This window comes from Mesorhizobium sp. WSM4313 (assembly GCF_002294725.1).
Taxonomy (GTDB): domain Bacteria; phylum Pseudomonadota; class Alphaproteobacteria; order Rhizobiales; family Rhizobiaceae; genus Mesorhizobium.
Genome location: NZ_NSFT01000002.1, coordinates 531,825 through 555,397, shown reverse-complemented (window position 1 = coordinate 555,397; position 23,573 = coordinate 531,825). Strand labels below are relative to the sequence as shown.

General features: G+C 64.9%; 23 protein-coding genes. 10 read left to right on the top strand and 13 right to left on the bottom strand.

Features of this window, described 5'->3' with window-relative positions; all coding sequences use genetic code 11:
- Positions 1-191: 191 nt before the first annotated feature.
- Positions 192-956, top strand: coding sequence for a DeoR/GlpR family DNA-binding transcription regulator (locus tag CK219_RS07360; protein ID WP_095766071.1), 765 nt, complete (start codon positions 192-194; stop codon positions 954-956).
- 20 nt (positions 957-976) lie between these two features.
- On the opposite strand, the gene CK219_RS07355 is transcribed toward CK219_RS07360, so the two are convergent.
- Together CK219_RS07355 and CK219_RS07350 are read right to left on the bottom strand one after the other, a co-directional pair.
- Complete coding sequence (locus tag CK219_RS07355; RefSeq protein ID WP_095766070.1) at positions 977-1,873, bottom strand: NAD(P)/FAD-dependent oxidoreductase; 897 nt, start codon at positions 1,871-1,873, stop codon at positions 977-979.
- Positions 1,863-2,312 (bottom strand): Rrf2 family transcriptional regulator, encoded by a 450-nt coding sequence (locus CK219_RS07350; protein WP_095766069.1) that lies wholly within the window; start codon positions 2,310-2,312, stop codon positions 1,863-1,865. Before CK219_RS07350 ends, CK219_RS07355 begins: the two co-directional genes overlap by 11 nt.
- A gap of 90 nt (positions 2,313-2,402) precedes the next feature.
- Here CK219_RS07350 and CK219_RS07345 point away from each other — a divergent pair, with 90 nt between their 5' ends.
- From CK219_RS07345 to CK219_RS07315, 6 genes are all read left to right on the top strand, one after another.
- On the top strand, positions 2,403-3,314 hold the full coding sequence (locus CK219_RS07345) for a LysR substrate-binding domain-containing protein (RefSeq protein ID WP_095766068.1): 912 nt from the start codon (positions 2,403-2,405) through the stop codon (positions 3,312-3,314).
- A 208-nt stretch (positions 3,315-3,522) separates the two neighbouring features.
- A complete protein-coding gene (locus CK219_RS07340) occupies positions 3,523-4,677 on the top strand; it encodes an ABC transporter substrate-binding protein (protein WP_095766067.1) in 1,155 nt (384 codons plus the stop codon).
- A gap of 179 nt (positions 4,678-4,856) precedes the next feature.
- Positions 4,857-5,855 (top strand): ABC transporter ATP-binding protein, encoded by a 999-nt coding sequence (locus tag CK219_RS07335; RefSeq protein WP_095766066.1) that lies wholly within the window; start codon positions 4,857-4,859, stop codon positions 5,853-5,855.
- Between the two features lie 283 nt (positions 5,856-6,138).
- Positions 6,139-7,044, top strand: coding sequence for an ABC transporter permease (locus tag CK219_RS07325; protein WP_176476964.1), 906 nt, complete (start codon positions 6,139-6,141; stop codon positions 7,042-7,044).
- The gene (locus CK219_RS07320) at positions 7,034-7,849 is read left to right on the top strand and encodes an ABC transporter permease (RefSeq protein WP_095766064.1); all 816 of its coding nucleotides are present in this window, start codon (positions 7,034-7,036) and stop codon (positions 7,847-7,849) included. The genes CK219_RS07325 and CK219_RS07320 overlap by 11 nt, the downstream gene beginning before the upstream one ends.
- 111 nt (positions 7,850-7,960) lie before the next feature.
- Entirely contained in the window at positions 7,961-9,388 is a 1,428-nt protein-coding gene (locus tag CK219_RS07315) for a gamma-aminobutyraldehyde dehydrogenase (RefSeq protein ID WP_095766063.1), read from the top strand.
- A gap of 183 nt (positions 9,389-9,571) precedes the next feature.
- Here the strand turns inward: CK219_RS07315 and CK219_RS07310 are convergent, their stop codons facing one another.
- The 10 genes from CK219_RS07310 to CK219_RS07265 all read right to left on the bottom strand — a co-directional run bounded on the left by CK219_RS07310 (position 9,572) and on the right by CK219_RS07265 (position 19,950).
- Complete coding sequence (locus CK219_RS07310) at positions 9,572-9,886, bottom strand: hypothetical protein (protein WP_095766062.1); 315 nt, start codon at positions 9,884-9,886, stop codon at positions 9,572-9,574.
- A gap of 42 nt (positions 9,887-9,928) precedes the next feature.
- On the bottom strand, positions 9,929-10,291 hold the full coding sequence (locus CK219_RS07305) for a nuclear transport factor 2 family protein (RefSeq protein WP_027166011.1): 363 nt from the start codon (positions 10,289-10,291) through the stop codon (positions 9,929-9,931).
- An 85-nt stretch (positions 10,292-10,376) separates the two neighbouring features.
- Entirely contained in the window at positions 10,377-10,850 is a 474-nt protein-coding gene (locus CK219_RS07300; RefSeq protein WP_095766213.1) for a carboxymuconolactone decarboxylase family protein, read from the bottom strand.
- Positions 10,851-10,959: 109 nt separating this feature from the next.
- Positions 10,960-12,513 (bottom strand): alpha/beta fold hydrolase, encoded by a 1,554-nt coding sequence (locus CK219_RS07295; RefSeq protein WP_095766212.1) that lies wholly within the window; start codon positions 12,511-12,513, stop codon positions 10,960-10,962.
- Positions 12,514-12,625: 112 nt separating this feature from the next.
- Entirely contained in the window at positions 12,626-12,937 is a 312-nt protein-coding gene (locus CK219_RS07290) for a formate dehydrogenase subunit delta (RefSeq protein WP_095766061.1), read from the bottom strand.
- Positions 12,927-13,757: a formate dehydrogenase accessory sulfurtransferase FdhD gene (gene fdhD / locus CK219_RS07285; protein WP_095766060.1), complete on the bottom strand. Its 831-nt coding sequence runs from the start codon at positions 13,755-13,757 to the stop codon at positions 12,927-12,929. Before fdhD ends, CK219_RS07290 begins: the two co-directional genes overlap by 11 nt.
- Before the next feature lie 144 nt (positions 13,758-13,901).
- Positions 13,902-16,814, bottom strand: coding sequence for a formate dehydrogenase subunit alpha (gene fdhF, locus CK219_RS07280; protein ID WP_095766059.1), 2,913 nt, complete (start codon positions 16,812-16,814; stop codon positions 13,902-13,904).
- Positions 16,815-16,824: 10 nt separating this feature from the next.
- Complete coding sequence (locus CK219_RS07275) at positions 16,825-18,381, bottom strand: NADH-quinone oxidoreductase subunit NuoF (protein WP_095766058.1); 1,557 nt, start codon at positions 18,379-18,381, stop codon at positions 16,825-16,827.
- A complete protein-coding gene (locus CK219_RS07270) occupies positions 18,378-18,857 on the bottom strand; it encodes a formate dehydrogenase subunit gamma (protein ID WP_095766057.1) in 480 nt (159 codons plus the stop codon). Before CK219_RS07270 ends, CK219_RS07275 begins: the two co-directional genes overlap by 4 nt.
- A 193-nt stretch (positions 18,858-19,050) precedes the next feature.
- Entirely contained in the window at positions 19,051-19,950 is a 900-nt protein-coding gene (locus CK219_RS07265; RefSeq protein ID WP_095766056.1) for a LysR family transcriptional regulator, read from the bottom strand.
- 158 nt (positions 19,951-20,108) lie between these two features.
- On the opposite strand from CK219_RS07265, the gene CK219_RS07260 reads away from it, so the two are divergent.
- Both CK219_RS07260 and CK219_RS07255 read left to right on the top strand, forming a co-directional pair.
- Positions 20,109-20,750, top strand: coding sequence for a DUF47 domain-containing protein (locus CK219_RS07260; RefSeq protein ID WP_095766211.1), 642 nt, complete (start codon positions 20,109-20,111; stop codon positions 20,748-20,750).
- A 3-nt stretch (positions 20,751-20,753) separates the two neighbouring features.
- The gene (locus CK219_RS07255) at positions 20,754-21,758 is read left to right on the top strand and encodes an inorganic phosphate transporter (RefSeq protein WP_095766055.1); all 1,005 of its coding nucleotides are present in this window, start codon (positions 20,754-20,756) and stop codon (positions 21,756-21,758) included.
- 29 nt (positions 21,759-21,787) lie between these two features.
- Here CK219_RS07255 and CK219_RS07250 read toward each other — a convergent pair whose 3' ends face one another.
- Positions 21,788-22,165 (bottom strand): VOC family protein, encoded by a 378-nt coding sequence (locus tag CK219_RS07250; protein ID WP_095766054.1) that lies wholly within the window; start codon positions 22,163-22,165, stop codon positions 21,788-21,790.
- Between the two features lie 207 nt (positions 22,166-22,372).
- Between CK219_RS07250 and CK219_RS07245 the strand changes: the two genes are divergently transcribed.
- The gene (locus CK219_RS07245; RefSeq protein WP_224712357.1) at positions 22,373-23,560 is read left to right on the top strand and encodes an Mrp/NBP35 family ATP-binding protein; all 1,188 of its coding nucleotides are present in this window, start codon (positions 22,373-22,375) and stop codon (positions 23,558-23,560) included.
- The last annotated feature ends 13 nt before the right edge of the window (positions 23,561-23,573 follow it).

Here is a 23,573-nt window from a genome sequence, read left to right as displayed (position 1 = left end):
TAGGTTGCGGCTCTGCCATCACCCTCCCGCGGCAGTTCCGAGCCTGTCACAAGGTCAATGTCACGCCAGCGTGGCAGCGCTGTCAATCCAAAAGCTGTGACCTTTTTTGGGTGTTTTGCCCGAAAATATAAGCGACTCCTTTCAAAGCGTCGGCAAAGCCTTAAATTCGGTCAGAATTCCCGGACACACCGATGATCCATTCGAAACGGCACGGCGAAATCCTGCGGCTCCTCAGCGAGGAGGGCACGATCACCATAGCCAGCCTCGCCGAGCGGCTCGGCGTCTCGCTGGAAACCGTGCGGCGCGATGTCAAGCCGCTCGCCGATGACGGGTCGGTGCTGAAGATGCACGGCGCCGTGGGCCTTGCCTCGATTGTGGGCGAGGCGCCGTTCGAGCGGCGCATGCGCGAGAATGCCGAAGCCAAGCGCCTGATCGCCAGGATGGTCGCGGCTACGATCCGCGATGGCGAGGCGATCATGCTCGATACCGGCACGACCACCTCCTTCCTCGCGCGCGAGCTGCTCGGCCATCGCCGGCTGACGGTGGTCACCAATTCCTCCGACATTGCCCGCACGCTGGCGACGGTGAACGGCAACAAGGTCTACATGGCGGGCGGCGAGCTGCGCAGCGATTCGGGCGCGGCTTTCGGCATTTCGGCGATCGAGTTCGTCAGCCGCTTTTCGGTCGATCATGCGGTGATCTCGATCGGAGCCGTCGATGCGGCCGCCGGCCTGACCGACTACGATCTGGACGAGGCGGAGTTCGCCCGCATGGTGCTGTCGCGCGGCCAGCGCTCGCTGGTCGTCACCGACCATTCCAAGTTCGGCCGGCAAGGCCTGGTCCGGGTCTGCGGCTTCGACGGCTTTTCCGAGCTTGCCACCGACCAGCCGCCGCCACGCGATATAGCCGCAGCGCTGAGCCAGGCCGGCGCCCGGGTCAGTATCGCCGCGGCCTGACGTCGCCCAAGGAATAAGAGCTAGCCGAACACCAGCGACTGGTGCGCCGCAACCCCGGCCATCGCGCCGCCCGACACCGCGAAGGCGATGTTGTGCATCAGGCGCGCGGCGTCTCCTGCCGCGAAGACGCCAGGCACCGATGTCTGCTGCTTGTCATCCACGACGACCGCCTTGCCGAGCGGGCCTTCGTTGAAGGCGCAGCCAAGCTGTTCGGCAAGCGGACTTGCCATCACGTTGCGCGGCGCGGTGAACAGCGCCCGCACGCTCGCGCTGCGATTGCCGTCGAGCCTGACGACCAGGCCGCCGGACCCGTCGTTCTGCACTTCGCTCACCTTGCCCCGCTCGAACCGGATGTTGCGCTTCTCCAACGCCCGCGCCTGGTCAGCGTCCGGTTCGAACAAACCGTCGGCGAACAGCGTGACATCGCCCCAGTCGGAGATCAGCTCGGCCTGGTGCAGCGACATCGGTCCAGTCGCCAGCACGCCGAGCGGCCCGCCGGCCACTTCGTAGCCGTGGCAATAAGGACAATGCAGCACCGTCTTGCCCCAATGCGCGGCCAGTCCGGGAACATCCGGCAGGATGTCCCGGACGCCGGTGGCGAGCACCAGCCGCGTCGCGCCGAAACGCTCGCCATCGTCCATCCGGACCTCGAATCCAGTGCCGGCAATGGCGGCCCGCTCGGCGCGGCCCTCGATCATCGTGACGGCGGGATAGGCGAGCAGCTGTGCCCTGGCCTCGCCGAGAATGTCCGCCGGCGCCCGTCCGTCCTGGCCGAAGAAGCCGTGCGAATGCTCGGCAAAGCGGTTCCGCGGCTCGCCGGCATCGATCACCAACACCTTGCGCCGCCCGCGCGCCGCATACATGGCGGCGGACAGGCCGGCAAAGCTGCCGCCGACGACGATCACATCATACTGCATGGCTGGATACTCCAATGAGGTCATAACGGCGGCGGAAATCGGCCGTCAGGTCGGCCAGCGTGATATGGCTGAGCCGCTCAGTGAGCAGCCTTTCCGCCTCCAGGCGAAAATCGTCGAGCACGGCGATCACCGCCTGCTCGACTAGGCATCCGGGACTTTCCGGTTCGGTGCTGAACGGCAACAGCGTCTCGCCGAGCGCGCCGCTGATCTCGGCCAGCGAGATCTTGTCCGGCGCGCGGCCGAGCTGCCAGCCGCCGCCATGGCCGCGCGACGAGGTGACGATGCCGGCCTCCCGCAGCCCGGCAATGGTGCGGCGCACCACCACCGGGTTGGTGTGGATGAAGCCGGCAAGCTGTTCGGAGGTCAGTGCCCGCTCGGGGGCGTCGGCCATATGGACGAGGATATGCAGGGTCGAGGACAGTCGGCTGTTGCGTTTCATGTAACTTAGTTAGTTACGAATCGGAAGGCGGTCAAGTTTCGGAGCTTGCCCCACTTCCCAACGCCACGTTGGCCGGTGTTTAGTCCGGCCATGGCTTTCACCATCCGCCAATTGCAGTTCTTCGTCGCTGTCGCCGAGCAGGGCACCGTCTCGGGCGCCGCGCAGAACCTGTCGATTTCTCAGTCCTCGGTCACCGAGGCGATCAAGGAGTTGGAGAGCGATCTCGGCGTCGAGCTGTTCGAGCGCCATCCACGTGGCCTCAACATCACCCACAAGGGCCATCAGTTCCTGCGCCACGCGACCAAGATCCTGGCCGATGTCTCCGATGCGCGCCGTTCTTTCTCCAGCGAGCAGGCGGCCGCCGGCGGGCGGCTGCAGCTCGGCGTCACCTCGCTGGTCGCCGGCTATGTCCTATCCGACCTGCTCGCCCGCTACCGGCGCGCCTATCCCGGCGTCGAGGTCTCGGCAATCGAGGACAATGGCGATTATCTCGAGCACCTTTTGGTCGGTGGCAAGCTCGACATCGCCGTCATGGTGACGTCCAACCTGCGCGACCGCACGGCGCTGCAGTCGGAAATCCTGGAAGTCTCGGCCTACAGGCTGTGGATTCCGCTCAGCCACAGGCTCGCCAGCGCCGACATCATCGGGGTCAATGACATCGTCTCCGAGCCGCTGATCATGCTCACGGTCGACGAGATCGAGGAGAACACCGGCAAGCTGCTGTCGGCGATCGGCGCCAGGCCGCATGTCGCCTTCCGCACCCGCTCGGTCGAGGCAGTGCGCAGCCTGGTCGCCACCGGCGCCGGCGTGGCGCTGCTGCCCGACCTCGTCTACAGGCCCTGGTCGCTGGAAGGCGATCGCATCGAATCGCGCGACGTTTCCGGCTCGCTGCCGGTGGTCCAGGTCGGCACGGTCTGGCGTCGCGGCTCGGCCCTGCCGCAGGCGGCTCGCGATTTCATCGGCCTCGCGCAGTCGCAGCGCATGGCGCGCCAACGGCCGTGATCACGCAATTCCAGGAAAAGTGTGGAGCGGTTGGGTTCGGCGACTTCGCCGTAGCCTTCCGTCCGAAATTGCGTCATACAAAGTATCGGTAAAACCGATATCGGCTTTCTGATAAATGAATTTGCGAAACCGGATTTTTCACCGCACTTTCGCTCAGGGAACAAAGCTGCGCCCCGAGAGCGCGGCCCCTAGCAATGGGAGATCGACGATGAATGCATTCCTGAAGTCGTGCACGGCGCTGACTGTCGCGCTGACTTTTTCCGGTCAGGCCATGGCCCAGGTCAAGGAACTCGGCAAGGGCGAGGGCGAGGTCAACATCGTTGCCTGGCCCGGCTATATCGAGCGCGGCGAGACCGACAAGAATTACGACTGGGTGACGGCTTTCGAGAAGGAAAGCGGCTGCAAGGTCAACGTCAAGACCGCCAACACCTCGGACGAGATGGTCTCCCTGATGAACGAGGGCGGCTTCGACCTGGTCACCGCATCGGGCGATGCATCGCTGCGTCTCGTCGCCGGCAAGCGCGTGCAGCCGATCAACACCGATCTCATCCCGAGCTGGAAGACCGTCGACGACCGGCTGAAGGACGCGCCCTGGTTCACCGTCGACAAGGTGCATTACGGCGTTCCCTACCAGTGGGGTCCGAACATCCTGATGTACAACACCGAAGTCTTCAAGGAAGCGCCCAAGAGCTGGAACGTCGTCTTTGAGGAAATGAAGCTGCCCGACGGCAAGTCGAACAAAGGTCGCGTCCAGGCCTATGACGGCCCGATCCACATCGCCGATGCCGCCAACTATTTGATGTTCCACAAGCCGGAGCTCGGCATCAAGGATCCCTACGAGTTGAACGAAGACCAGTACAAGGCGGCGCTCGAACTCTTGCGCACGCAGCGCACGCTGGTCGGCCGTTACTGGCACGATGCCGCGATCCAGGTCGACGACTTCCAGAACGAGGGCGTGGTCGCTTCCGGCTCCTGGCCCTATCAGGTCAATACGCTGGTCGCCGCCAAGAAGCCGGTCGCCTCGACCGTGCCGGAAGAGGGCGTCACCGGCTGGGCCGACACCACCATGATGGAAGCCGACGCCGCCCATCCGAACTGCGCCTATATGTGGCTCGAGCATTCGCTGTCGCCGAAGGTCCAGGGCGACGTCTCCGCCTGGTTCGGCTCGCTGCCGGTCGTGCCCGCCGCCTGCAAGGGCAACGAGCTGCTCGGCGACGAAGGCTGCAAGACCAACGGCTACGAGAATTTCGGCAAGATCAAGTTCTGGAAGACGCCGGTGTCGAAATGCGCCAGCCAGAACGACCAGTGCGTGCCCTATTACCGCTGGGTGTCTGACTATATCGGCGTCATCGGCGGCCGGTAAGTTCCCTTACCCTCCTCCTTGTGGGGAGGGTCGACGCGTAGCGTCGGGGTGGGGGTCAGCATGGACATTGGCGCCAACCACCCCCACCCGCGGCTTCGCCGCGACCTCCCCCATCGAGGGGAGGCAGGGCGCCGTGCGAACTCGCCTTCGTTTAACCGGCAACTGAACTGACTGGGCCCATGACCTCTGCCGTTTCCTTCAAACAAGTCTCGCGCCATTTCGGCAGCGTGCGCGCCGTCGACGCGGTCGATCTCGACATCGTGCCTGGCGAGTTCTTCGCCATGCTGGGTCCGTCCGGTTCCGGCAAGACGACGTGCCTCAGGCTGATCGCCGGCTTCGAGCAGCCGACGACGGGCTCGATCTCCATCTTCGGCGAGCGCGCCGAAGGCGTTCCGCCCTATCGCCGCAACGTCAACACCGTCTTCCAGGATTATGCGCTGTTTCCGCATTTGAATGTGCTCGACAACGTCGCCTACGGCCTGATGGTCAAGGGTGTCGGCAAGGCCGAGCGGCTGAAGGCGGCTGAGGAAGCGCTTTCGCTGGTGCGCCTGCCGGGCTACGGCGCGCGCCGTCCCGGCCAGCTCTCCGGCGGCCAGCGCCAGCGCGTTGCGTTGGCGCGTGCACTGGTCAACCAGCCCAAGGTGCTTTTGCTCGACGAGCCGCTCGGCGCGCTCGACCTCAAGCTGCGCGAGAACATGCAGGAGGAGTTGAAGTCGCTGCAGAAAGTGCTCGGCATCACCTTCGTCTTCGTCACCCACGACCAGGGCGAGGCGCTGTCCATGGCCGATCGTATCGCCGTCTTCAACGACGGCAAGATCATGCAGGTCGGCACGCCGGAGGATATCTACCAGCGGCCGAACACGCGCTTCGTCGCCGATTTCGTTGGCTCGTCGAATGTGCTGCCGCCGGTTTTCGTCCAGCGCTATTCCGGCCAGCACCGCTGGGGCAGCCTGCGCCCGGAGTCGATCCGCGTTTCAAGCGCGGCAAGCGGCGACGGTGTCGCCGCCCGCCTGGTCGGGACCAATTATCTCGGCGCCACGACGAGGCTGGCGCTCGATGCCGATGGGTTGAGGCTGCATGCGGTGGTGCCGGCGGGAATGGCGCTGCCGGCCGAGGGCGAGGCGGTGATGCTGACCTTCAACCGCGACAGCCTGCATCTGATGGACGAGCCGGCATGAGGAAGGTTTGCGCGAGGCGCCCCCCTCTGGCCTGCCGGCCATCTCCCCCTCTAGGGGGGAGATCAGCAGTTTCTCGGCCTCGCCAATCCTGTCACGTTGGCAACTGGCGAAAGCGGCCGCGACATCCAATCTCCCCCCTTGCGGGGGAGATGTCCGGCAGGACAGAGAGGGGGGCGAAGGATCGCGGCCTCTCCCCTGATCCCGTTCAACACGCGGCGGCGCCATGACCATCGCCGCTGCTCAATCCAACCCCACACCCGCCATCCTGCCAGGCAGCGGCGGCATGCGCGGCGCACTCTCCGACCTCTTCTGGCGTCGCCCAAAACTCCTGCTGCTGCTCATGTTGCTGCCGCCGCTTCTCTGGCTGGGCATCGTCTATATCGGCTCGCTCTTCGCGCTGCTCCTGCAGAGCTTCTTCTCGATCGACGAGTTTTCTGGCCTCATCAACCGCCAGTTCACGCTGAAGACCTATGGCGACCTGCTGCAGGCCGCCAATCTCGACATCATCCTGCGCACGGTGACGATGGCGGCGCTGGTCACGCTTGCTTCGGCGATCATTGCTTTCCCCATCGCCTATTATGCGGCGCGCTATGCGCGCGGCCGCTGGAAGGCGCTGTTCTATCTCGGCGTCATGCTGCCGCTGTGGTCGAGCTACCTGGTCAAGATCTATGCCTGGAAGCTGATCCTCGCCAAGGAAGGCATCCTCACCTGGCTGCTCGCCAAGCTCAACCTGCTTTGGCTGCTCGACGGCTGGCTGTCGCTCCCCGTTGTCGGCGGCAACTCGCTGTCGGTCTCCTTCACCGGCACGTTCATCGTCTTCGTCTATGTCTGGCTGCCCTTCATGATCCTCCCCGTTCAGGCCGCGCTCGAGCGCGTGCCCGGCAATCTGGTCGAGGCCTCGTCCGATCTGGGCGCCTCGCCGGGCCAGACCTTCCGCAATGTGCTGTTCCCGCTGGCGCTGCCCGGCATCGTCGCCGGGTCGATCTTCACCTTCTCGCTGACATTGGGCGATTACATCATCCCGCAGATCATCGGCACCTCGCGGCTATTCATCGGCCAGGCCGTCTATTCGCAGCAGGGCACCGCCGGCAACATTCCTTTGGCCGCCGCCTTCACCGTGGTGCCCATCGTCATCATGGGCTTCTATCTCTGGGGCGCCAAGCGCATGGGGGCTTTCGATGCGCTCTGACCGTGGTCAATCCGCTCCGCTCGGCCTGAAGGTCGCCGCCGCCTGCGGCTTGCTCTTCCTGCATTTGCCGATCCTGCTGATCTTCGTCTATGCCTTCACCACAGAGGAGAAGAGTTTCGTCTGGCCGCCGCCGGGCCTCACCACGCAATGGTTCGCCGCCACCTGGAACCGGCCGGATGTCTGGGATGCGCTGTCGCTGTCGGTCCGCGTCGCCGCCATCTCCACGGCGATCGCGCTGGTGCTCGGCACGCTCTGCGCCGCGGCCGTCTCGCAGACGCGCTTCTTCGGCCGCGAGGCCATCTCTTTGCTGGTCATCCTGCCAATCGCGCTGCCCGGCATCATCACCGGCATCGCGCTGCGCTCCGCTTTTGCGCTCGCCGATATCCCGTTCTCGTTCTGGACGATCGTGCTCGGCCACGCGACTTTTTGCGTGGTCGTCGTCTACAACAACGCCGTCGCCCGCTTCCGCCGCACGTCGGGCTCGATGATCGAAGCTTCGATGGATCTCGGCGCCGACGGTTTTCAGACCTTCCGGCATGTCGTGTTGCCGAACATCGCAACCGCGCTGCTTGCCGGCGGCATGCTCGCTTTCGCGCTGTCCTTCGACGAGGTCATCGTCACCACCTTCACCGCCGGCCAACAGCAGACCGTGCCGATCTGGATGCTGGAGGAACTGATCCGCCCGCGCCAGCGCCCGGTCACCAATGTCGTGGCCATGGTCGTCGTGCTGGTGACGCTGCTGCCGATCCTCTTTGCCTATTACCTGACCCGCGACGGCGACCAGATTGCGGGCAGTGGAAAATGAAAAACAGCGAATAGGGAGTAGCGAATAGCAAATAGCGAATAGGGAAATCGATGGCCAAACCCTACTCGCTATTCGCCACTCCCTATTCGCTCCTGTTAAGGGAGAAATCCAATGGACACCCAAATGCTGATCGGCTCGAAATTCGAGAAGGGCACCGAGGCCGAGGAGCCGATCCTCAATCCAAAAACCGGGGCGACCATCCTCAACCTGCCGGAGGCGAGTCCGGCGCAGATCGAGGCTGCCGTTAGTGCCGCCGAACGAGCGTTCGTCAGTTGGTCGCGCACCACGCCGGCGCAGCGCTCCGGCTACATGCTCAAGATTGCCGACCGCATCGAGGCCGAAGCGAAGGAGTTCGCCGCGCTCGAGGCGCTGAACTGCGGCAAGCCCATCAATGCCGTGCTCAATGACGAGATTCCGGCGATCGTCGACTGCTACCGGTTCTTCGCCGGCGCGGTGCGCTCGATGCCGGGCCAGGTGGCCGGCGAGTATATTCCGGGCCACACCTCGATGGTGCGGCGCGACCCGATCGGCATCGTCGCTTCCATAGCGCCCTGGAATTATCCACTGATGATGATGGCCTGGAAGCTGGCCCCGGCGATCGGCGGCGGCAACACGGTGGTCTTCAAGCCGTCGGAGCAGACACCGCTGACGGCGCTGAAACTCGCGAGGATGCTTTCCGAGATCCTGCCCGAGGGCGTCGTCAATGTGGTGCTCGGCCGCGGCGACAGCGTCGGCAACACGCTGATCAACCACCCCAAGGTCAACATGATCTCGATCACCGGCGATGTCGCCACCGGCAAGAAGGTGCTGCAGGCAGCCGCCAAGTCGGTCAAGCGCACGCATCTGGAGCTCGGCGGCAAGGCGCCGGTCATTGTCTTCGACGATGCCGACCTCGGCGCCGTTGTCAACGGTCTGCGCGCCTTCGGCTACTACAATGCCGGCCAGGACTGCACGGCCGCCTGCCGCATCTATGCCGGCAAGAAGATCTACGACAAGCTCGTCGCCGACCTCTCCTCCGCGGTCTCGACCATCAAGTACAACCAGCCGGACGACACGGACAATGAGATCGGGCCGCTGATCTCGCGTCGCCAGCGCGACCGTGTGTCGAGCTTCGTCGAGCGCGCTTCGGAACTGAAGCACATCGAGATCACCACCGGCGGCAAGCCGGGCGAGGGCTCCGGCTTCTATTACCAGCCGACGGTCGTCGCCGGCGCGCTGCAGGAGGACGAGATCGTGCGCCGCGAGGTGTTCGGTCCGGTCGTTTCGGTCACCCGCTTCGCGGATGTCGATGAGGCAGTGAGCTGGGCGAACGACAGCGACTACGGCCTTGCCTCGTCGGTATGGACCAAGGACGTCTCGCGCGCCATGGCGACCGCCGCCCGCCTGCAATATGGCTGCACCTGGATCAACACCCACTTCATGCTGACCAACGAGATGCCGCATGGCGGATTGAAGCAGTCCGGCTACGGCAAGGACATGTCGCTCTACGCACTGGAGGATTACACCGCCGTGCGGCATGTGATGGTGGCACACGGGTAGGCTCCTTTTACCTCTCCCCTTGTGGGAGAGGTCGGATTGCCCCGATTTGCTCTTCGCAAATCGGATGGCAATCCGGGTGAGGGGTAGCTTGGCGCCAAGCTGGAGCACCCCTCATCCGTCTCGGCGCGGCGCGCCGAGCCACCTTCTCCCACAAGGGGAGAAGGCCGGGCGGCGCTCAGGCCACTACTCCACGATCCGGAAGATCGTCCATTTGCTGGTGCCCGACACCACATAGGGCTCCAGCTCCTTGCCCCATTTGGCATGCGCGTCGATCTTGGCGATCTTGGCGAAGAACTCCTCCAACTGGGCCAGGCTTTCGACCTGGTGGTGCGCCTCGATCGTCGCTTCGCGCGCGCCCACGGAACCGGTCATGAGCTGGAACTTCATGTCGGCGAGCCCGACCTGCGACCCGATCTCACGCTCCCATTTGCGCATCAGCTCGAGCGCGGTCTGCTTGTGACCGAACTTGGCGTCGATCTGCCATCTGGCGCTGAACATTTTGGTTCTCCTCCCTGATTTGCGGTTGAGCCCGCGGTTGATCTATTCGTCCCAAGCCTGCACGACGGTCTGGCGTGCGATGCGGCCGTTCTTCAATTCCAGCATCGCCGCGCAGAACACCTTCGTGCCGTCCGGATAGGCGCAGGCTTGGGTGAAGGCGAGGCTGTCGCCCTCGGCGATCGTGGTGTCGACTTTGTGGGTCATCGCCCGGCTGCAGATATCGTCCCAGAAGGTGCTGATCGCCGCCCGGCCGCGGATCTCGCGCGGCTTGCTCGGCGGATTGTTGCGGTCGATCACCCGCACCAGCGCGTCGTCATTGTAGAAGCTCGACAGGAGCTTGCCGTCACGGCCTTCGATCGCCTTCTTGATCGCCGCGCCGTCCACTGTCTGTGTCTTGGTCAGCATGTCATCCTCCATGTGCCCGTCTTCTCGATCGGGCTGTTGACGAGGGAAGGACTGCCCGGCGATCATCGTCGGGCAGGAATTTCGTTCACTGCGACTTGGCCTTGACGGCCGCGAACACGTCGTCTGTCTGTTTCTTGAAGGTCGCCAGATCGACCTGGCTGCCGTTGAGCATCGTCGACCAGTGGCGCACGATCGCCGCCATGGCCACCGCCTCCTTGATCTCCTCGTCGCTCGCGCCGTTGAGCTTGGCGGCCTCGGTGTGGAAATAGATGCAGTACTGGCAGGGGATCTGCGCGGCGACCGCAAGGCCCATCAGCTCCTTGGTCTTGCCGTCGAGCGCGGTCTTGGGGTTGAGCTGCACGCCCTTGATCTCGGCCCAGGCGCCGGCGACCGCGACGTCCGGCAAGGTCTTGAACATGTCGGGCACCGAGCCGAGGGTGGCCTGGATGTCCTTGTAGGCGGCGCTGGCCGAAGCGTCTTCGGCATGCGCCGGGGTGATGGCCAGCAATGCGCCCGCGGCGAATGCCAGCAATCCGATCTTGCGACTGAGTTTCAGCATTTCATCCTCCATTTCGCAGCGCCCTTTCGGCGACATCGCCCGGCCTGCATGGGGAGAATTGGTATCGCTTGTGGCGGGCCCGGCGCTTCCCCCGAAAGCGCCATGGCTCTCATGGCCCGTCCGGGCCAGTGTGCCTCGCCGAAAATGCCGCCGCCGCCGCCCGCGACGGCAGATCGAGCTTCAATAGAATGTTGGCGACGTGCCGCTTGACCGTGTGCTCGCTGAGGCTGAGCTCGGCGGCGATCGCCGCATTGCTCTTGCCATCGGCGATCAGGTTCACCACCTCGCTCTCGCGCGCCGTCAGCGCGGGCGGCTCGGCCGGCCTTGCCCTGGGCCGGCAGGCGGGCTCCAGATGCTGCTCCGACGTCGCCAGAACCGCCGGCATGGGGTCGTTCATCTCGTCGAGGCTGACGCGGCCGGCATCGACGAAATGCAGGCCGGACCCTGTTGCGAGATCGGCGACCAGCCGCGAGGCGAGGATGTCGCCGCGTCCGGCATGCGTGGCGAGCTGCATCGTCACCCGCGCCGTCAGCCCGACCGGCTGGCCGCGCATTTCGATCTCGCCGACATGCACGCCTTGCGCGCTCGCCACGCCGATCTGCTGCGCCGCCTCGCGCAATGCCGCGGCGCAGCGCACGGCGCGCGCCGGCCCATCGAAGCGCGACATCATCAATTCGCCATGCGTGCCGGCCGTGCGGCCGCCATGGCGGCCGACAAGAAGCCGCCAGGTTTCCTGGAAGCGCTGGCTGCGCTCGCTCCACATGCGATCGCCGAGCCTGGCCGTGTCGTAGATGCGCGTCACCAGCAGCGCCGCCAGCACGCGCTCGGTATCGGCCACCGCGGGCTCGCCGGTGAGGCATTCCTCGATCAGGTCGGCAACGCGATCGACATCGCCGGTCCAGATCGGATGATCGCGCCCGGCTATCTCGACCAGCCGGGCATGCGGGATCTTCTTCGCCAGGAAACGGCTGGCGTCAGGATCGACACGGACGTCGTTGCGGCGATGGATGATCAGCGTCGGCGCGCTGATCATCGCCAGGATACCGCGCACGTCGATGTCGGCGTTCATGCGGGCAAGGGCTGCCGCGGCGGTCGGGCTCGCCGACAGCCGCTCGAACCGGGCCCACCACTGGGCGAAATGCGCATCGTCGACCCGGCCAGGGGCGAAATTGGGCAAGGTGGCCCCGGTGCCCCACGACGTCTCCGCCGTCTCGATGAAGGCGTCCAGCCGCTCCGGCGGCATCACCCATTTGTGGAAATGCGCATAGCCGCCATAAAGCACCAGCGCGCGCGTCCGCTCCGGATAGGTGGCGGCGAACAGCATCGCCATCGGCGCGCCTTCCGAGGCGCCGAGGATCGCCGCCCGACCGCTGCCGGCCGCGTCCATCACCGCGCGCACGTCGTCCATGCGGGCCTCTAAGCTCGGCAGATGACGGGCATCGACACGGTCGGAAAGCCCGGTGCCGCGCTTGTCGAACAGGATGAGCCGCGAGAAAGCCGAAAGCCGTTTCAACAGGCGGCTGTAGCCTTCGTCTTCCCAGTGCAGGTCGAGATTGGAGATGAAACCCGGCACGAAAACAAGATCGAACGCGCCTTGGCCGACCACCTGGTAGGCGATCCGCACGTCCCCGCTGCGGGCATATCGCGTCTCGATCGGCCTCACGAGTTCTTCCGCCCGGCCCGACGATTTTCCGATCGTCAAACATAGCAGAGCCTCGCGGATAGCGGCAGCTTAAATTTAGCAGAAAGAAATATAAGGCCGCCCGGCCGCTGCGCTATTTTTGCGAAGCGGCGATATCGGCCGGGAAGGCCGCAAGCCCAAGCTTCATGTCGGCCTCTGCGGGGCTGATCGGCCGCTTGATCTTGGCCGAGGCGGCGACCACGAGCTCGTCGAAATTCTCGGTGCCGGCGTCGAGCATCTCGAAGAACTGGCGCCGCATCCGCGGCTCCCAGAACTTGTTGATGTGCTCGGCAACGCCGGCAATGCCTTCCTCGCGCGGTTTCGAATGGAAGAAGGTGGCGATCTGGTTGGCCATGCGCACCAGCTTCTCCCTGGTGCTGGTGATGTGGTCTTCGTCATGCGACATGCTTGGCAACTCCGGAAGCCACTCGTTCAGGGTGGGTGAAAATATCGAAATCGTCGCCGCGAACCAGCGCCACCAGCGTCATGCCGGCGGCCTCGGCCGTGCGGATGGCGAGCGCGGTCGGCGCCGAAACCGCCATGATGATCGAGGCACCGATGGCGGCCGACTTCTGCACCATCTCCACCGAGACGCGCGAGGTCACCACGACGGCGCCGCTCGCGCCGTCGATGCCGGCCCTGGCCAGCGCGCCGGCCAGCTTGTCCAGCGCGTTGTGACGGCCCACATCCTCGCGCGCCATGACGATGCCCTTGCCGGGAACATAGAAACCGGCAGCGTGCACTGCGCCGGTCTCATTGTGCAGCGGCTGCTGCTTCGACAGCAGGCGGACGGCGCTTGTTATATCCTCAGATTGAAGCGTAAGTCGCGATGTACCAACGGCGTCGACCGAGCGCATCGCCTCCTCGATGGATTCGATGCCGCACAGCCCGCAGCCGACCGGCCCGGCCAGCCTGCGCCGCCGCGCCTGGAAGCGCGTGTTGGCCTTGTCCTTGAGCCGTATCTGGATGTCGATGCCGGCGCCGAGATCCTCGACCTGGATCGCCTCGATCTCTGCCGGGCCGGCAATGATGCCTTCGGTCAGCGAGAAGCCGAGCGCGAAATCCTCGAAATCGGCGGGGCTCGCCATCATCACCGCATGCGTGGTGCCGGCGAAGGAGAACGCCACCGGCGTCTCTTCCGGCACCATGCGGTTCGCGGCCGCGGTGCCGCCGGCGCGATGCGCGAGGCGAGAGATCTGGGAAATGGCGGGACGTTCTTTCGTCACGAGGCGCGCCTCCCTGCACTGCCCACCCTTCGCAGCAACTCGCGCCTTTCCTCTCCCCCGTCGATCGGGTGAGAGGTGTCGAGCGAAGCTCGATGGAGTGAGGGTCGATCAGCCGTCAAGATTGAAGCTCTTGCCTCGACACACCTACTCCGCCGCCTGCAGCGGGGCGATGCGCCGGCTCTGCTTGGCCTGCTCGTTATAGTCCTTCTGCCAGTCGGTCGGACCGTTGGACGGCGCCACCTGCACGGCGGTGACCTTGTATTCCGGACAGTTGGTCGCCCAGTCCGAGAAGTCGGTCGTGATGACGTTGGCCTGCGTGTCCGGGTGGTGGAAGGTCGTGTAGACGACACCGGGCGAGACGCGGTCGGTGATCAGCGCGCGCAGCGTCGTTTCGCCCGAACGGCTCGCCAGTCGCACCCAGTCGCCTTCGTGCACGCCGCGGACTTCGGCGTCGTGCGGATGGATCTCCAGCCGGTCCTCGGCATGCCATGCGACGTTTTCGGTGCGCCTTGTCTGCGCGCCGACATTGTATTGCGACAGGATACGGCCGGTGGTGAGCAGCAGCGGATAGCGCGGACCGGTCCGCTCGTCCGTCGCCACATATTCGGTGCGGATGAACTTGCCCTTGCCGCGCACGAAGCCGTCGACATGCATGATCGGCGTGCCGAGCGGCGCCTTCTCGTTGCAGGGCCACTGCACCGAGCCGACGCGGTCGAGCAGCTCGAACGAAACACCGGCGAAGCTCGGCGTCGTCTTGGCAATCTCGTCCATGATCTGCGAGGGATGGGTATAGTTCCAGTCGAGCCCGATGGCGCGGGCAAGCTCCTGCGTCGCTTCCCAGTCGGCATAGCGCGCCTTCGGCTCAATGACCTTGCGCACCATGTTGATGCGGCGCTCGGCATTGGTGAAGGTGCCGTCCTTCTCGAGGAAGGTCGAACCCGGCAAGAAGACGTGCGCGTAGTTCGCCGTCTCGTTGAGGAAGAGGTCGTGCACGACCACGCATTCCATCGCGGCGAGGCCGCCGGCGACATGCTTGGTGTCGGGATCGGACTGCAGAATGTCCTCGCCCTGGATGTAGATGCCCTTGAACGAACCGTCGACGGCGGCGTCCAGCATGTTGGGGATGCGCAGGCCCGGCTCATCGTCCAGCTTCACGCCCCACAGGCTTTCATAGATGTCGCGCACCGCTTCGCCCGAGATGTGGCGGTAGCCCGGCAATTCATGCGGGAACGAGCCCATGTCGCAGGAGCCCTGCACGTTGTTCTGGCCGCGCAGCGGGTTCACACCGACGCCCGGACGGCCGATATTGCCCGTGGCCATGGCGAGGTTGGCGATGGCGATCACCGTGGTGGAGCCCTGGCTGTGCTCCGTCACGCCAAGGCCGTAATAGATCGCGCCATTGCCGCCCCTGGCATACATGCGCGCGGCACCCCGGATCAGCTCCGGATCGACGCCCGAGAGCTTGCCGACGGTTTCGGGACTGTTTTCCGGCAGGGCGACGAAGGATGCCCAGTCCTGGAACTCGGCCCAGTCGCAGCGCTCGCGGATGAACGCCTCGTCGAACAGGCCTTCGGTGACGATGACATGCGCCAGCGCCGTCAGCACCGCCACATTGGTGCCGGGCTTCAAGGGCAGGTGGTAGTCGGCTTCGATATGCGCCGACTTGACCATTTCGGTGCGGCGCGGATCGAGCACGATCAGCTTGGCGCCCTGGCGCAGCCGCTTCTTCAGCCGCGAGGCGAAGACGGGATGGGCGGAAGCCGGATTGGCGCCGATGATGACGGCGACATCGGTGAACTCGACCGAATCGAAATCCTGCGTGCCGGCCGATGTGCCGTAAGTCTGGCCGAGCCCGTAGCCGGTCGGCGAGTGGCAGACGCGCGCGCAGGTGTCGACATTGTTGTTGCGGAAGCCCTGCCGCACCAGCTTCTGGACGAGATAGGTCTCCTCATTCGTGCAGCGCGAGGACGTGATGCCGCCGATCGCCGTGCGTCCATACTGATACTGGATGCGGCGGAATTCCTTCGCCGTATGGGCGATCGCCTCTTCCCAGGTCACTTCGCGCCACGGATCGGTGGTCTTCTCGCGGACCATCGGCGACAGGATGCGGTCCTTGTGCGTGGCATAGCCATAGGCGAAACGGCCCTTGACGCAGCTATGGCCGTGGTTCGCCTTGCCGTCCTTGAAGGGCATCATGCGGATGACCTCGTCATCCTTGACCTCGGCCTTGAACGAGCAGCCGACGCCGCAATAGGCGCAGGTGGTGACGGCCGAGCGCTCCGGCATGCCCTTCTCGAGCACGGTCTTCTCGCGCAGCGCGTCGGTCGGGCAGGCCTGCACGCAGGCGCCGCAGGACACGCATTCGGAAGCGATGAAGTCCTCATGCATGCCGGCGACCATGCGCGATTCGAAGCCGCGGCCCTCGATGGTCAGCGCGAAGGTGCCCTGCACCTCCTCGCAGGCGCGCACGCAGCGCGAGCAGACGATGCACTGTGCCGGATCATAGGTGAAATAGGGATTTGATTCGTCGCGGGCGATGTAGTCGACCGCCAGCGAGCCGTGGCCGGGCGCGACGCCGCCTTCTTCCTTGACGTGGTTGCGGCCCTCGACGCCGTAGCGGTTCTCGGTGAGGCCCACCGACTTCGCCACCGCGTCGAACTCGCTGGCGCCGGTTCCGGCCTTTTCGTTCCAGCCCATCGGGTGGTCGGAGACATAGAGTTCCATGACGCCGCGACGGATGGCGTCGAGCCGGTCGGACTGCGTGCGCACCACCATGCCTTCGCCGACCGGGGTCGTGCAGGAGGCCGGCGTGCCGCCGCGTCCTTCGATCTCGACCAGGCAGACGCGGCAGGAGCCGAAGGAGTCCAGCATATCGGTAGCGCAGAGCTTCGGGATCTCGACGCCGCCTTCCATGGCCGCGCGCATGATCGAGGTGCCTTCCGGCACGGTGATGCTTTGCCCGTCGACTGTCAGGGTCACCTGCTTCGTCGCTTTCGACTCCGGCGTGCCGTAGTCGATCTCTTCGATGAGTGTCGGGAAGTCGGCCTTGATGTTCATCTGCCAGCTCCTATTCAGCCGCCACGCGCGCCGGCGCGGGCTTGAAATCCTCGGGGAAATGCGTGATCGAGCTCATCACCGGGTAGGGCGTGAAGCCGCCCAGCGCGCAGAGCGATCCGAACTTCATCGTGTTGCAGAGGTCGGTGACCAGAGCGAGGTTCTTCTCCGCCTCGATGCCGGCGGCGACCTTGTCCAGAACCTCCACGCCGCGCGTCGAGCCGATGCGACAGGGCGTGCACTTGCCGCAGCTTTCGATGGCGCAGAACTCCATGGCGAAGCGCGCCTGCTTCAGCATGTCGGCGGTGTCGTCGAACACGGTGATGCCGGCATGGCCGATCAGCCCGTCGCGCTTGGCGAATTCCTCGTAGTCGAACGGCGTGTCGAACAGCGCCCGCGGGAAATAGGCGCCGAGCGGGCCGCCGACCTGCACCGCCTTCACCGGACGCCCAGTGGACGTGCCGCCGCCGATGTCGTCGACGATCTCGCCCAGCGTCAGACCGAAAGCCGTCTCGAACAGGCCGCCATGTTTGACGTTGCCGGCGATCTGGATCGGGATCGTGCCGCGCGAGCGGCCCATGCCGAAATCCTTGTAGTAGGCAGCGCCCCTGTCCATGATGATCGGCACGGAAGCCAGCGAGATGACGTTGTTGATCACCGTCGGCTTGCCGAACAAGCCTTGGATCGCGGGCAGCGGCGGCTTGGCGCGCACCACGCCACGCTTGCCCTCGAGGCTGTTGAGCAACGACGTTTCCTCGCCGCAGACATAGGCGCCGGCGCCGACGCGGATTTCCATGTCGAAGGCGTTGGGCGAGCCCAGCACATTGAGGCCGAGCACGCCCGCCTTGCGGGCGATCGCGACTGCCTTGTTCATCGTCGCCACCGCATGCGGATATTCCGAGCGGATATAGACGAAACCCTTGGTCGCGCCTGTGGCGATGCCGGCGATCGCCATGCCTTCGATCAGCACGAAGGGATCGCCTTCCATGATCATGCGGTCGGCGAAAGTGGCGCTGTCGCCTTCGTCAGCGTTGCAGACGATGTATTTCTGCGCGCCCGCCGTATCCAGCACCGTCTTCCACTTGATGCCGGTCGGGAAGCCGGCGCCGCCGCGGCCGCGCAAGCCGGATTCGGTCACCTGTTTCACGATGTCCGCGGGCGCCATCGCCACTGCATTCTGCAGGCCGTTCAGGCCGCCATGCGATTTGTAGCTGTCGAGTGACAGCGGATCGATGATGCCGCAGCGCGCGAAGGTCAGCCGCGTCTGTTTGGCGAAGAAGGGGATCTTGTCGGGGGAGCCCAGCCAGCGCTTGTGATGGCCGCCCTTGAGGAAGCCGCTGTCGAACAGGCTCTTGACGTCGGACGGCTTGACCGGCCCGTAGGCGACGCGGCCCTCAGCCGTCGCCACCTCGACCATCGGCTCCAGGAAATAGGCGCCGCGCGAGCCGTTGCGCACGATCTTGGCTTCGACGCCGCGCTCCTTGAGTTCCTTCTCGATCGCTTTGGCGACCTTTTCTGCACCGAGCGCCAGCGCGCCGGAATCTGCCGGGACATAGATGCGCGGGATCATGAACGTACCTCCGCGACGATCTCTTCGATCTTCTCGTCATCGAGCCGGCCGATGACTTCGCCGTCGAGCATCGCCGACGGCGAGCAGGCGCAAAGCCCGAGGCAATAGACCGGCTCCAGTGTAACCGATCCGTCGCGCGTGGTCTCGTGGAAATCGATGCCCAGCAACTGCTTGATCTTGGCGGCGACGGCGTCCGAACCCATCGACTGGCAGGCTTCGGCCTGGCAGAGCTTCAGCACGTGCCGTCCGGCGGGCTTAGCGCGGAAATCGTGGTAGAAGCTGACCACGCCGTGCACCTCGGCCCGCGATAGGTTCAGCCCATCGGCGATCACCGGCAGCGCGTCTTTCGGAACGTGGCCGAACTCTTCCTGTATGCTGTGCAGGATCGGCAGCAGCGGGCCTTCGAGGCCCTTCATCTCATCAATGATCGCCGCCGTGCGCGACGCGATCTCGGTACTTGCGGCCTGCATGCTCACGCAGCGCCCTCCCTGGTCGTGGCGGCCAATGTATGTCACCCCAGCATATAGAGCGGTTTCGGGGCAACGACATGCATAGGGCGCATTATCGCTAAGTCCTTACGAAATCAGAGGAAACCTCCGAAATCAATAAAGCGCTTTCGTCGTTCGATAGAAATTTTCTATCAAGATCCGGCGGCTCGCATTGTCTAACCTAGCGGTGGGCGCGGAAATCGTCCGCCAGCGCCATCGCCTCTCCCAGAAGCGCCTGCACCAGCGGCGTGTGCGGCTCGCGCGGCGCCGCCACCAGCCCGACCGTGTGGCTGGCGTCCGGCTCGACGATCGGGATGGCCCGGATGGGCTCGGAAAAGCCGAACGTTTCCGCAAGGTTGAGCGGCATGATCGATGACCATTTGCCTGTGCGGATATGCGAGAACAGCACGATCATCGAATTCGATTCCAGCGTCGGCCGCACCTGCACGCCGGCTTCCGCCAGATGCTGGTCGATGATGCGCCGGTTCTGCATATCCGGCGTCAGCAGACAGAGCGGCAGCTGGCTGATCTCGGCCCACGACACTTTGTCGCGGTCGGAATAGGGGTTCCCAACCGCCGTGATCAGCTGATAGCGCTCGTCATAGAGCGGCACGCTGGTCACGCGCCCGAGCGGCTCGTTGTCGAGATAGGTGATGCCGGCATCGACATCGAAATTGCCGAGCAGCGACAGCACTTCGATGGATGTGCGCGACAGCACCGAGAAGGTGACGCCCGGATGCTTTTCGCGGAATGGCGTCGTCAGCCGCGCCACCATGGCGAGCGCCGTCGGGATCGCGGCGATGCGGATGCGCCCGGACAGGCCGTGGCGCGCCGCCCGCATCTCCTCGCGCATCGTGCGGGAGTCGCCGACGATGCGGCGCGCCCAGCCCAGCACCTGCGTGCCCTCCGGCGTCAGGCCCTGGAAGCGCGAGCCGCGCAGCACCAGCATGACGCCGAGCTGTTCCTCGAGCTGCTTGATGCCGGCCGATAAGGTCGGTTGGGTGACGCCGCACACTTCTGCGGCCCGGCCGAAATGCTCCTCCTTGGCGAGAGCGATGAAGAATTCCAGTTTGTCGATCATGCCGTCCGATCCGCCGCGGTTTGCCCAAGGTCGGGGAAATCGCCCTGCTTCGCAAGACGCATGCGCAATCGGCCTCGTCCACATTTTTGAGCCGGCTATCTGTTTTCCCGCGCTGCGCGTGGCGTTATGTGAGATAGGTGGAAGCAGGGAGGGACGACATGCTGGGTTGGTTTCGCAAGCTGTTGCCGCGCGAGGATCGCTTCTTCGACCTGTTCGAGCGGCATTCGCGCACCGTGGTCGGCGGCGCCGAAGCCCTTGAGCAGCTTCTCCAGGGCAAGGACATCGACCGCTGGTGCCAAAAAATCATCGATCTCGAGAACGAGGCTGACGGCATCACCGCCGAGGTCCTGCTTGCCGTCAGGCGCTCCTTCATCACACCCTTCGACCGCGGCGACATCAAGGATCTGATCCAGTCGATGGATGACGCCATCGACATGATGCACAAGACCGTCAAGACGGTGAAACTGTTCGAAGTGAGGGAATTCGATCCGCTGATGCGGGAAATGGGCGGCGTCATCGTCCAGGCCGCCCGGTTGGTCGCCGAGGCGATCCCGCTGCTCGGCAAGGTCGGCGCCAACGCAGCGCGCCTCAACGCCATCGCCGAGGAGGTCATGCGCGTCGAGGGCCGCGCCGACGATCTGCACGAGCATGGCCTGAAGGATCTGTTCAAGCGTCATGGCCGCAGCGACGCCATGGCCTATCTGATCGGTTCGGAGATTTATGGCCAGCTGGAGAAAGTGGTCGACCGTTTCGAGGATGTCGCCAACGAGATCAGCGGCATCGTCATCGAGAACGTTTAGGCGATGGACGCCACGATCGCCTTTCCCCTGCTGGTCGGCCTCGTTGCCGTGGCGCTGTTCTTCGATTTCCTCAACGGCCTGCACGATGCCGCCAACTCGATCGCGACCATCGTCTCCACCCGGGTGCTCAGGCCGCATTACGCGGTGCTGTGGGCGGCTTTCTTCAATTTCATCGCCTTCCTGTTCTTCGGCTTGCATGTCGCTGAGACGGTGGGAAAAGGCATCATCGACGCCAGCATCGTCACGCCGGCGGTGATTTTTGCCGCACTCGTCGGCGCCATCGTCTGGAATATCGTCACCTGGGTCGCCGGCATTCCGTCGAGCAGCTCGCACGCGCTGATCGGCGGGCTGGTTGGCGCCGGCGTCGCCAAGGCAGGCCTGGGCGCCATCGTCTGGTCGGGGCTCGGCAAGACTGTCGCGGCCATCGTGCTCTCACCCGCGACGGGATTCGTGCTGGCGCTCGTCCTGATACTCATCGTCTCATGGCTGTTCGTGCGGCAGACGCCATTTGCGGTCGACAACAGCTTTCGCGTGCTGCAGTTCTTTTCCGCCTCGCTCTATTCACTGGGACACGGCGGCAACGACGCGCAGAAGACCATGGGCATCATCGCCGTGCTGCTCTTTTCGCAAGGCGCGCTCGGCCCGACTTTCCATGTGCCGCTGTGGGTGGTGCTCACCTGCCAGTCGGCACTGGCGTTGGGCACGCTGCTCGGCGGCTGGCGCATCGTCCACACCATGGGATCGAAGATCACGCGGCTGAACCCGATGCAGGGTTTTTGCGCCGAGAGCGGGGGCGCCATTACGCTCTTCGCCGCCACCTGGCTCGGTGTCCCGGTTTCGACGACGCATACCATCACAGGCGCCATCATCGGCGTGGGTGCCGCGCGCCGCGTCTCCGCCGTGCGCTGGGGCATCGCCGGCAACATCGTCGTCGCCTGGGTGATCACCTTGCCGGCGACGGCGGCGATTTCGGCGTTGACCTATCTCGCCACAAGGCTCGCCGGATGACGGGTTCCGGCTCCGCCTGAGAGTGGGCGCTATTTGCCCACCAGGTTCAGGATGTTGCCGTCGGGATCCTTGAACCAGGCCACCTTCATGCCCGAGCCGACATGGATGTCGCCTTCGAGCGACAGGCCGGGCATATCATAGTGCTCGAAGGTGATGCCCTTCGACCGCAGCGATTTGACGATCGGCTCGATGCGGTCGCCTACCGCCCAGGTTGCGGCCGTCGCCTTGTTGGTGCCGGCGAATTGCGAGCGATAGACATTGAGGAGCGTGTCACCGCTTTTGTAGACGATCAGCTCGCCATCCATGTCGTCCACTTGGTTGAGGCCCAGCGTGCCCTCGTAGAACGCCCTTGCCTTGGCGATGTCCTTCACCGCGAGATTGGCTGTCACATTGCTGTTTTCAAGCATGACCGTCTTCCTTCCCCGGCTGTCGTGATGGCGATGGAGATAGTGCGGGCGCACCGTTTGGCTATGACCGGGCCCGAACCTGCGCCGCGGCCGTGGCCAAATCCGACACCATCCGTCGCTTTCCGGGGCACGCCGGGCGAGCCGTTGCGCCACGGCTTGGTTCCGCCGGCAAACTGCACTATCTGGAACGCCAAACGCCGAGGAAAGATCATGACCGTTACCAAGGAATCCGTCATCGAGCGCCTGAAGACGGTGAACGGGCCGGACTTCACCGGCAACATCGTCGATCTCGGCATGGTCTCCGAGATTTTCATCGCCGATTCCAAGGTCTTCTTCTCGATCACCGTGCCCGCCGCCCGCGCCCAGGAGCTGGAACCGTTGCGTGCCGCCGCCGAGCGCGCGGTGAAGGCTATCCCCGGCGTCGCCAGCGCGGTCGTCGCGCTGACGGCGGAGAAGAAGGGCGGCGGCATGGAAGCGCCGGTTCCGCCGCGTCAACCTTCGCAGGCTGCACCGCAGCGGCCGACTCCGCAGCCGGCGCCGCAGCGCCCCGCGCCGCATGCGCCCGCCTCGCAGAGCCATGGCAGGCGCGGCGTGCCCGGCATCGACGCCATCATCGCCGTCGCCTCCGGCAAGGGCGGCGTCGGCAAGTCGACGACCGCCGTCAACCTGGCGCTCGGCCTTGCCGCCAACGGGCTGAAGGTCGGCGTGCTCGATGCCGATATCTACGGCCCTTCCATGCCCAGGCTGCTCAACATCCACGGCCGGCCGCAGACCGTCGACGGCAAGGTGCTGAAGCCGATGCAGAATTACGGCCTCAAGGTGATGTCGATGGGCTTCCTCGTCGATGAGGAGACGCCGATGATCTGGCGCGGCCCGATGGTGATGTCGGCGCTGACGCAAATGCTGCGCGAGGTCGAATGGGGTCCGCTCGACGTGCTGGTGGTCGACATGCCGCCCGGCACCGGCGATGCCCAACTCACCATGGCCCAGCAGGTGCCGCTCGCCGGCGCCGTCATCGTCTCGACGCCGCAGGATCTGGCGCTGATCGACGCCCGCAAGGGCCTCAACATGTTCAAGAAGGTCGACGTGCCGCTGCTCGGCATCGTCGAGAATATGAGCTACTTCCTCGCTCCCGACACCGGCAAGCGCTACGACATTTTCGGCCATGGCGGCGCGCGCCGCGAGGCCGAGCGCCTGGGCGTCACCTTCCTCGGCGAGGTGCCTCTGGAAATGGGCATCCGCGAAAGCTCGGATGCCGGCGCGCCGGTCGTCGCCTCCAAGCCGGAGGGCGCGGAAGCAAAGATCTACCGCGATATCGCCAGCAAGGTCTGGGAAAGGGTCCAGGAAGAGCGCGGCGCCGCCGAAGCCGCCGTGCCAAGCATCGTGTTCGAATAACGCCCTTTCCTTT

Coding starts and splice junctions, on each gene's coding strand:
- CK219_RS07360 (WP_095766071.1), top strand. CDS start 192: ATGATCCATTCGAAACGGCACGGCGAAATCCTGCGGCTCCTCAGCGAG.
- CK219_RS07355 (WP_095766070.1), bottom strand. CDS start 1,873: ATGCAGTATGATGTGATCGTCGTCGGCGGCAGCTTTGCCGGCCTGTCC.
- CK219_RS07350 (WP_095766069.1), bottom strand. CDS start 2,312: ATGAAACGCAACAGCCGACTGTCCTCGACCCTGCATATCCTCGTCCAT.
- CK219_RS07345 (WP_095766068.1), top strand. CDS start 2,403: ATGGCTTTCACCATCCGCCAATTGCAGTTCTTCGTCGCTGTCGCCGAG.
- CK219_RS07340 (WP_095766067.1), top strand. CDS start 3,523: ATGAATGCATTCCTGAAGTCGTGCACGGCGCTGACTGTCGCGCTGACT.
- CK219_RS07335 (WP_095766066.1), top strand. CDS start 4,857: ATGACCTCTGCCGTTTCCTTCAAACAAGTCTCGCGCCATTTCGGCAGC.
- CK219_RS07325 (WP_176476964.1), top strand. CDS start 6,139: ATGCGCGGCGCACTCTCCGACCTCTTCTGGCGTCGCCCAAAACTCCTG.
- CK219_RS07320 (WP_095766064.1), top strand. CDS start 7,034: ATGCGCTCTGACCGTGGTCAATCCGCTCCGCTCGGCCTGAAGGTCGCC.
- CK219_RS07315 (WP_095766063.1), top strand. CDS start 7,961: ATGGACACCCAAATGCTGATCGGCTCGAAATTCGAGAAGGGCACCGAG.
- CK219_RS07310 (WP_095766062.1), bottom strand. CDS start 9,886: ATGTTCAGCGCCAGATGGCAGATCGACGCCAAGTTCGGTCACAAGCAG.
- CK219_RS07305 (WP_027166011.1), bottom strand. CDS start 10,291: ATGCTGACCAAGACACAGACAGTGGACGGCGCGGCGATCAAGAAGGCG.
- CK219_RS07300 (WP_095766213.1), bottom strand. CDS start 10,850: ATGCTGAAACTCAGTCGCAAGATCGGATTGCTGGCATTCGCCGCGGGC.
- CK219_RS07290 (WP_095766061.1), bottom strand. CDS start 12,937: ATGTCGCATGACGAAGACCACATCACCAGCACCAGGGAGAAGCTGGTG.
- fdhF (WP_095766059.1), bottom strand. CDS start 16,814: ATGAACATCAAGGCCGACTTCCCGACACTCATCGAAGAGATCGACTAC.
- CK219_RS07275 (WP_095766058.1), bottom strand. CDS start 18,381: ATGATCCCGCGCATCTATGTCCCGGCAGATTCCGGCGCGCTGGCGCTC.
- CK219_RS07265 (WP_095766056.1), bottom strand. CDS start 19,950: ATGATCGACAAACTGGAATTCTTCATCGCTCTCGCCAAGGAGGAGCAT.
- CK219_RS07260 (WP_095766211.1), top strand. CDS start 20,109: ATGCTGGGTTGGTTTCGCAAGCTGTTGCCGCGCGAGGATCGCTTCTTC.
- CK219_RS07255 (WP_095766055.1), top strand. CDS start 20,754: ATGGACGCCACGATCGCCTTTCCCCTGCTGGTCGGCCTCGTTGCCGTG.
- CK219_RS07250 (WP_095766054.1), bottom strand. CDS start 22,165: ATGCTTGAAAACAGCAATGTGACAGCCAATCTCGCGGTGAAGGACATC.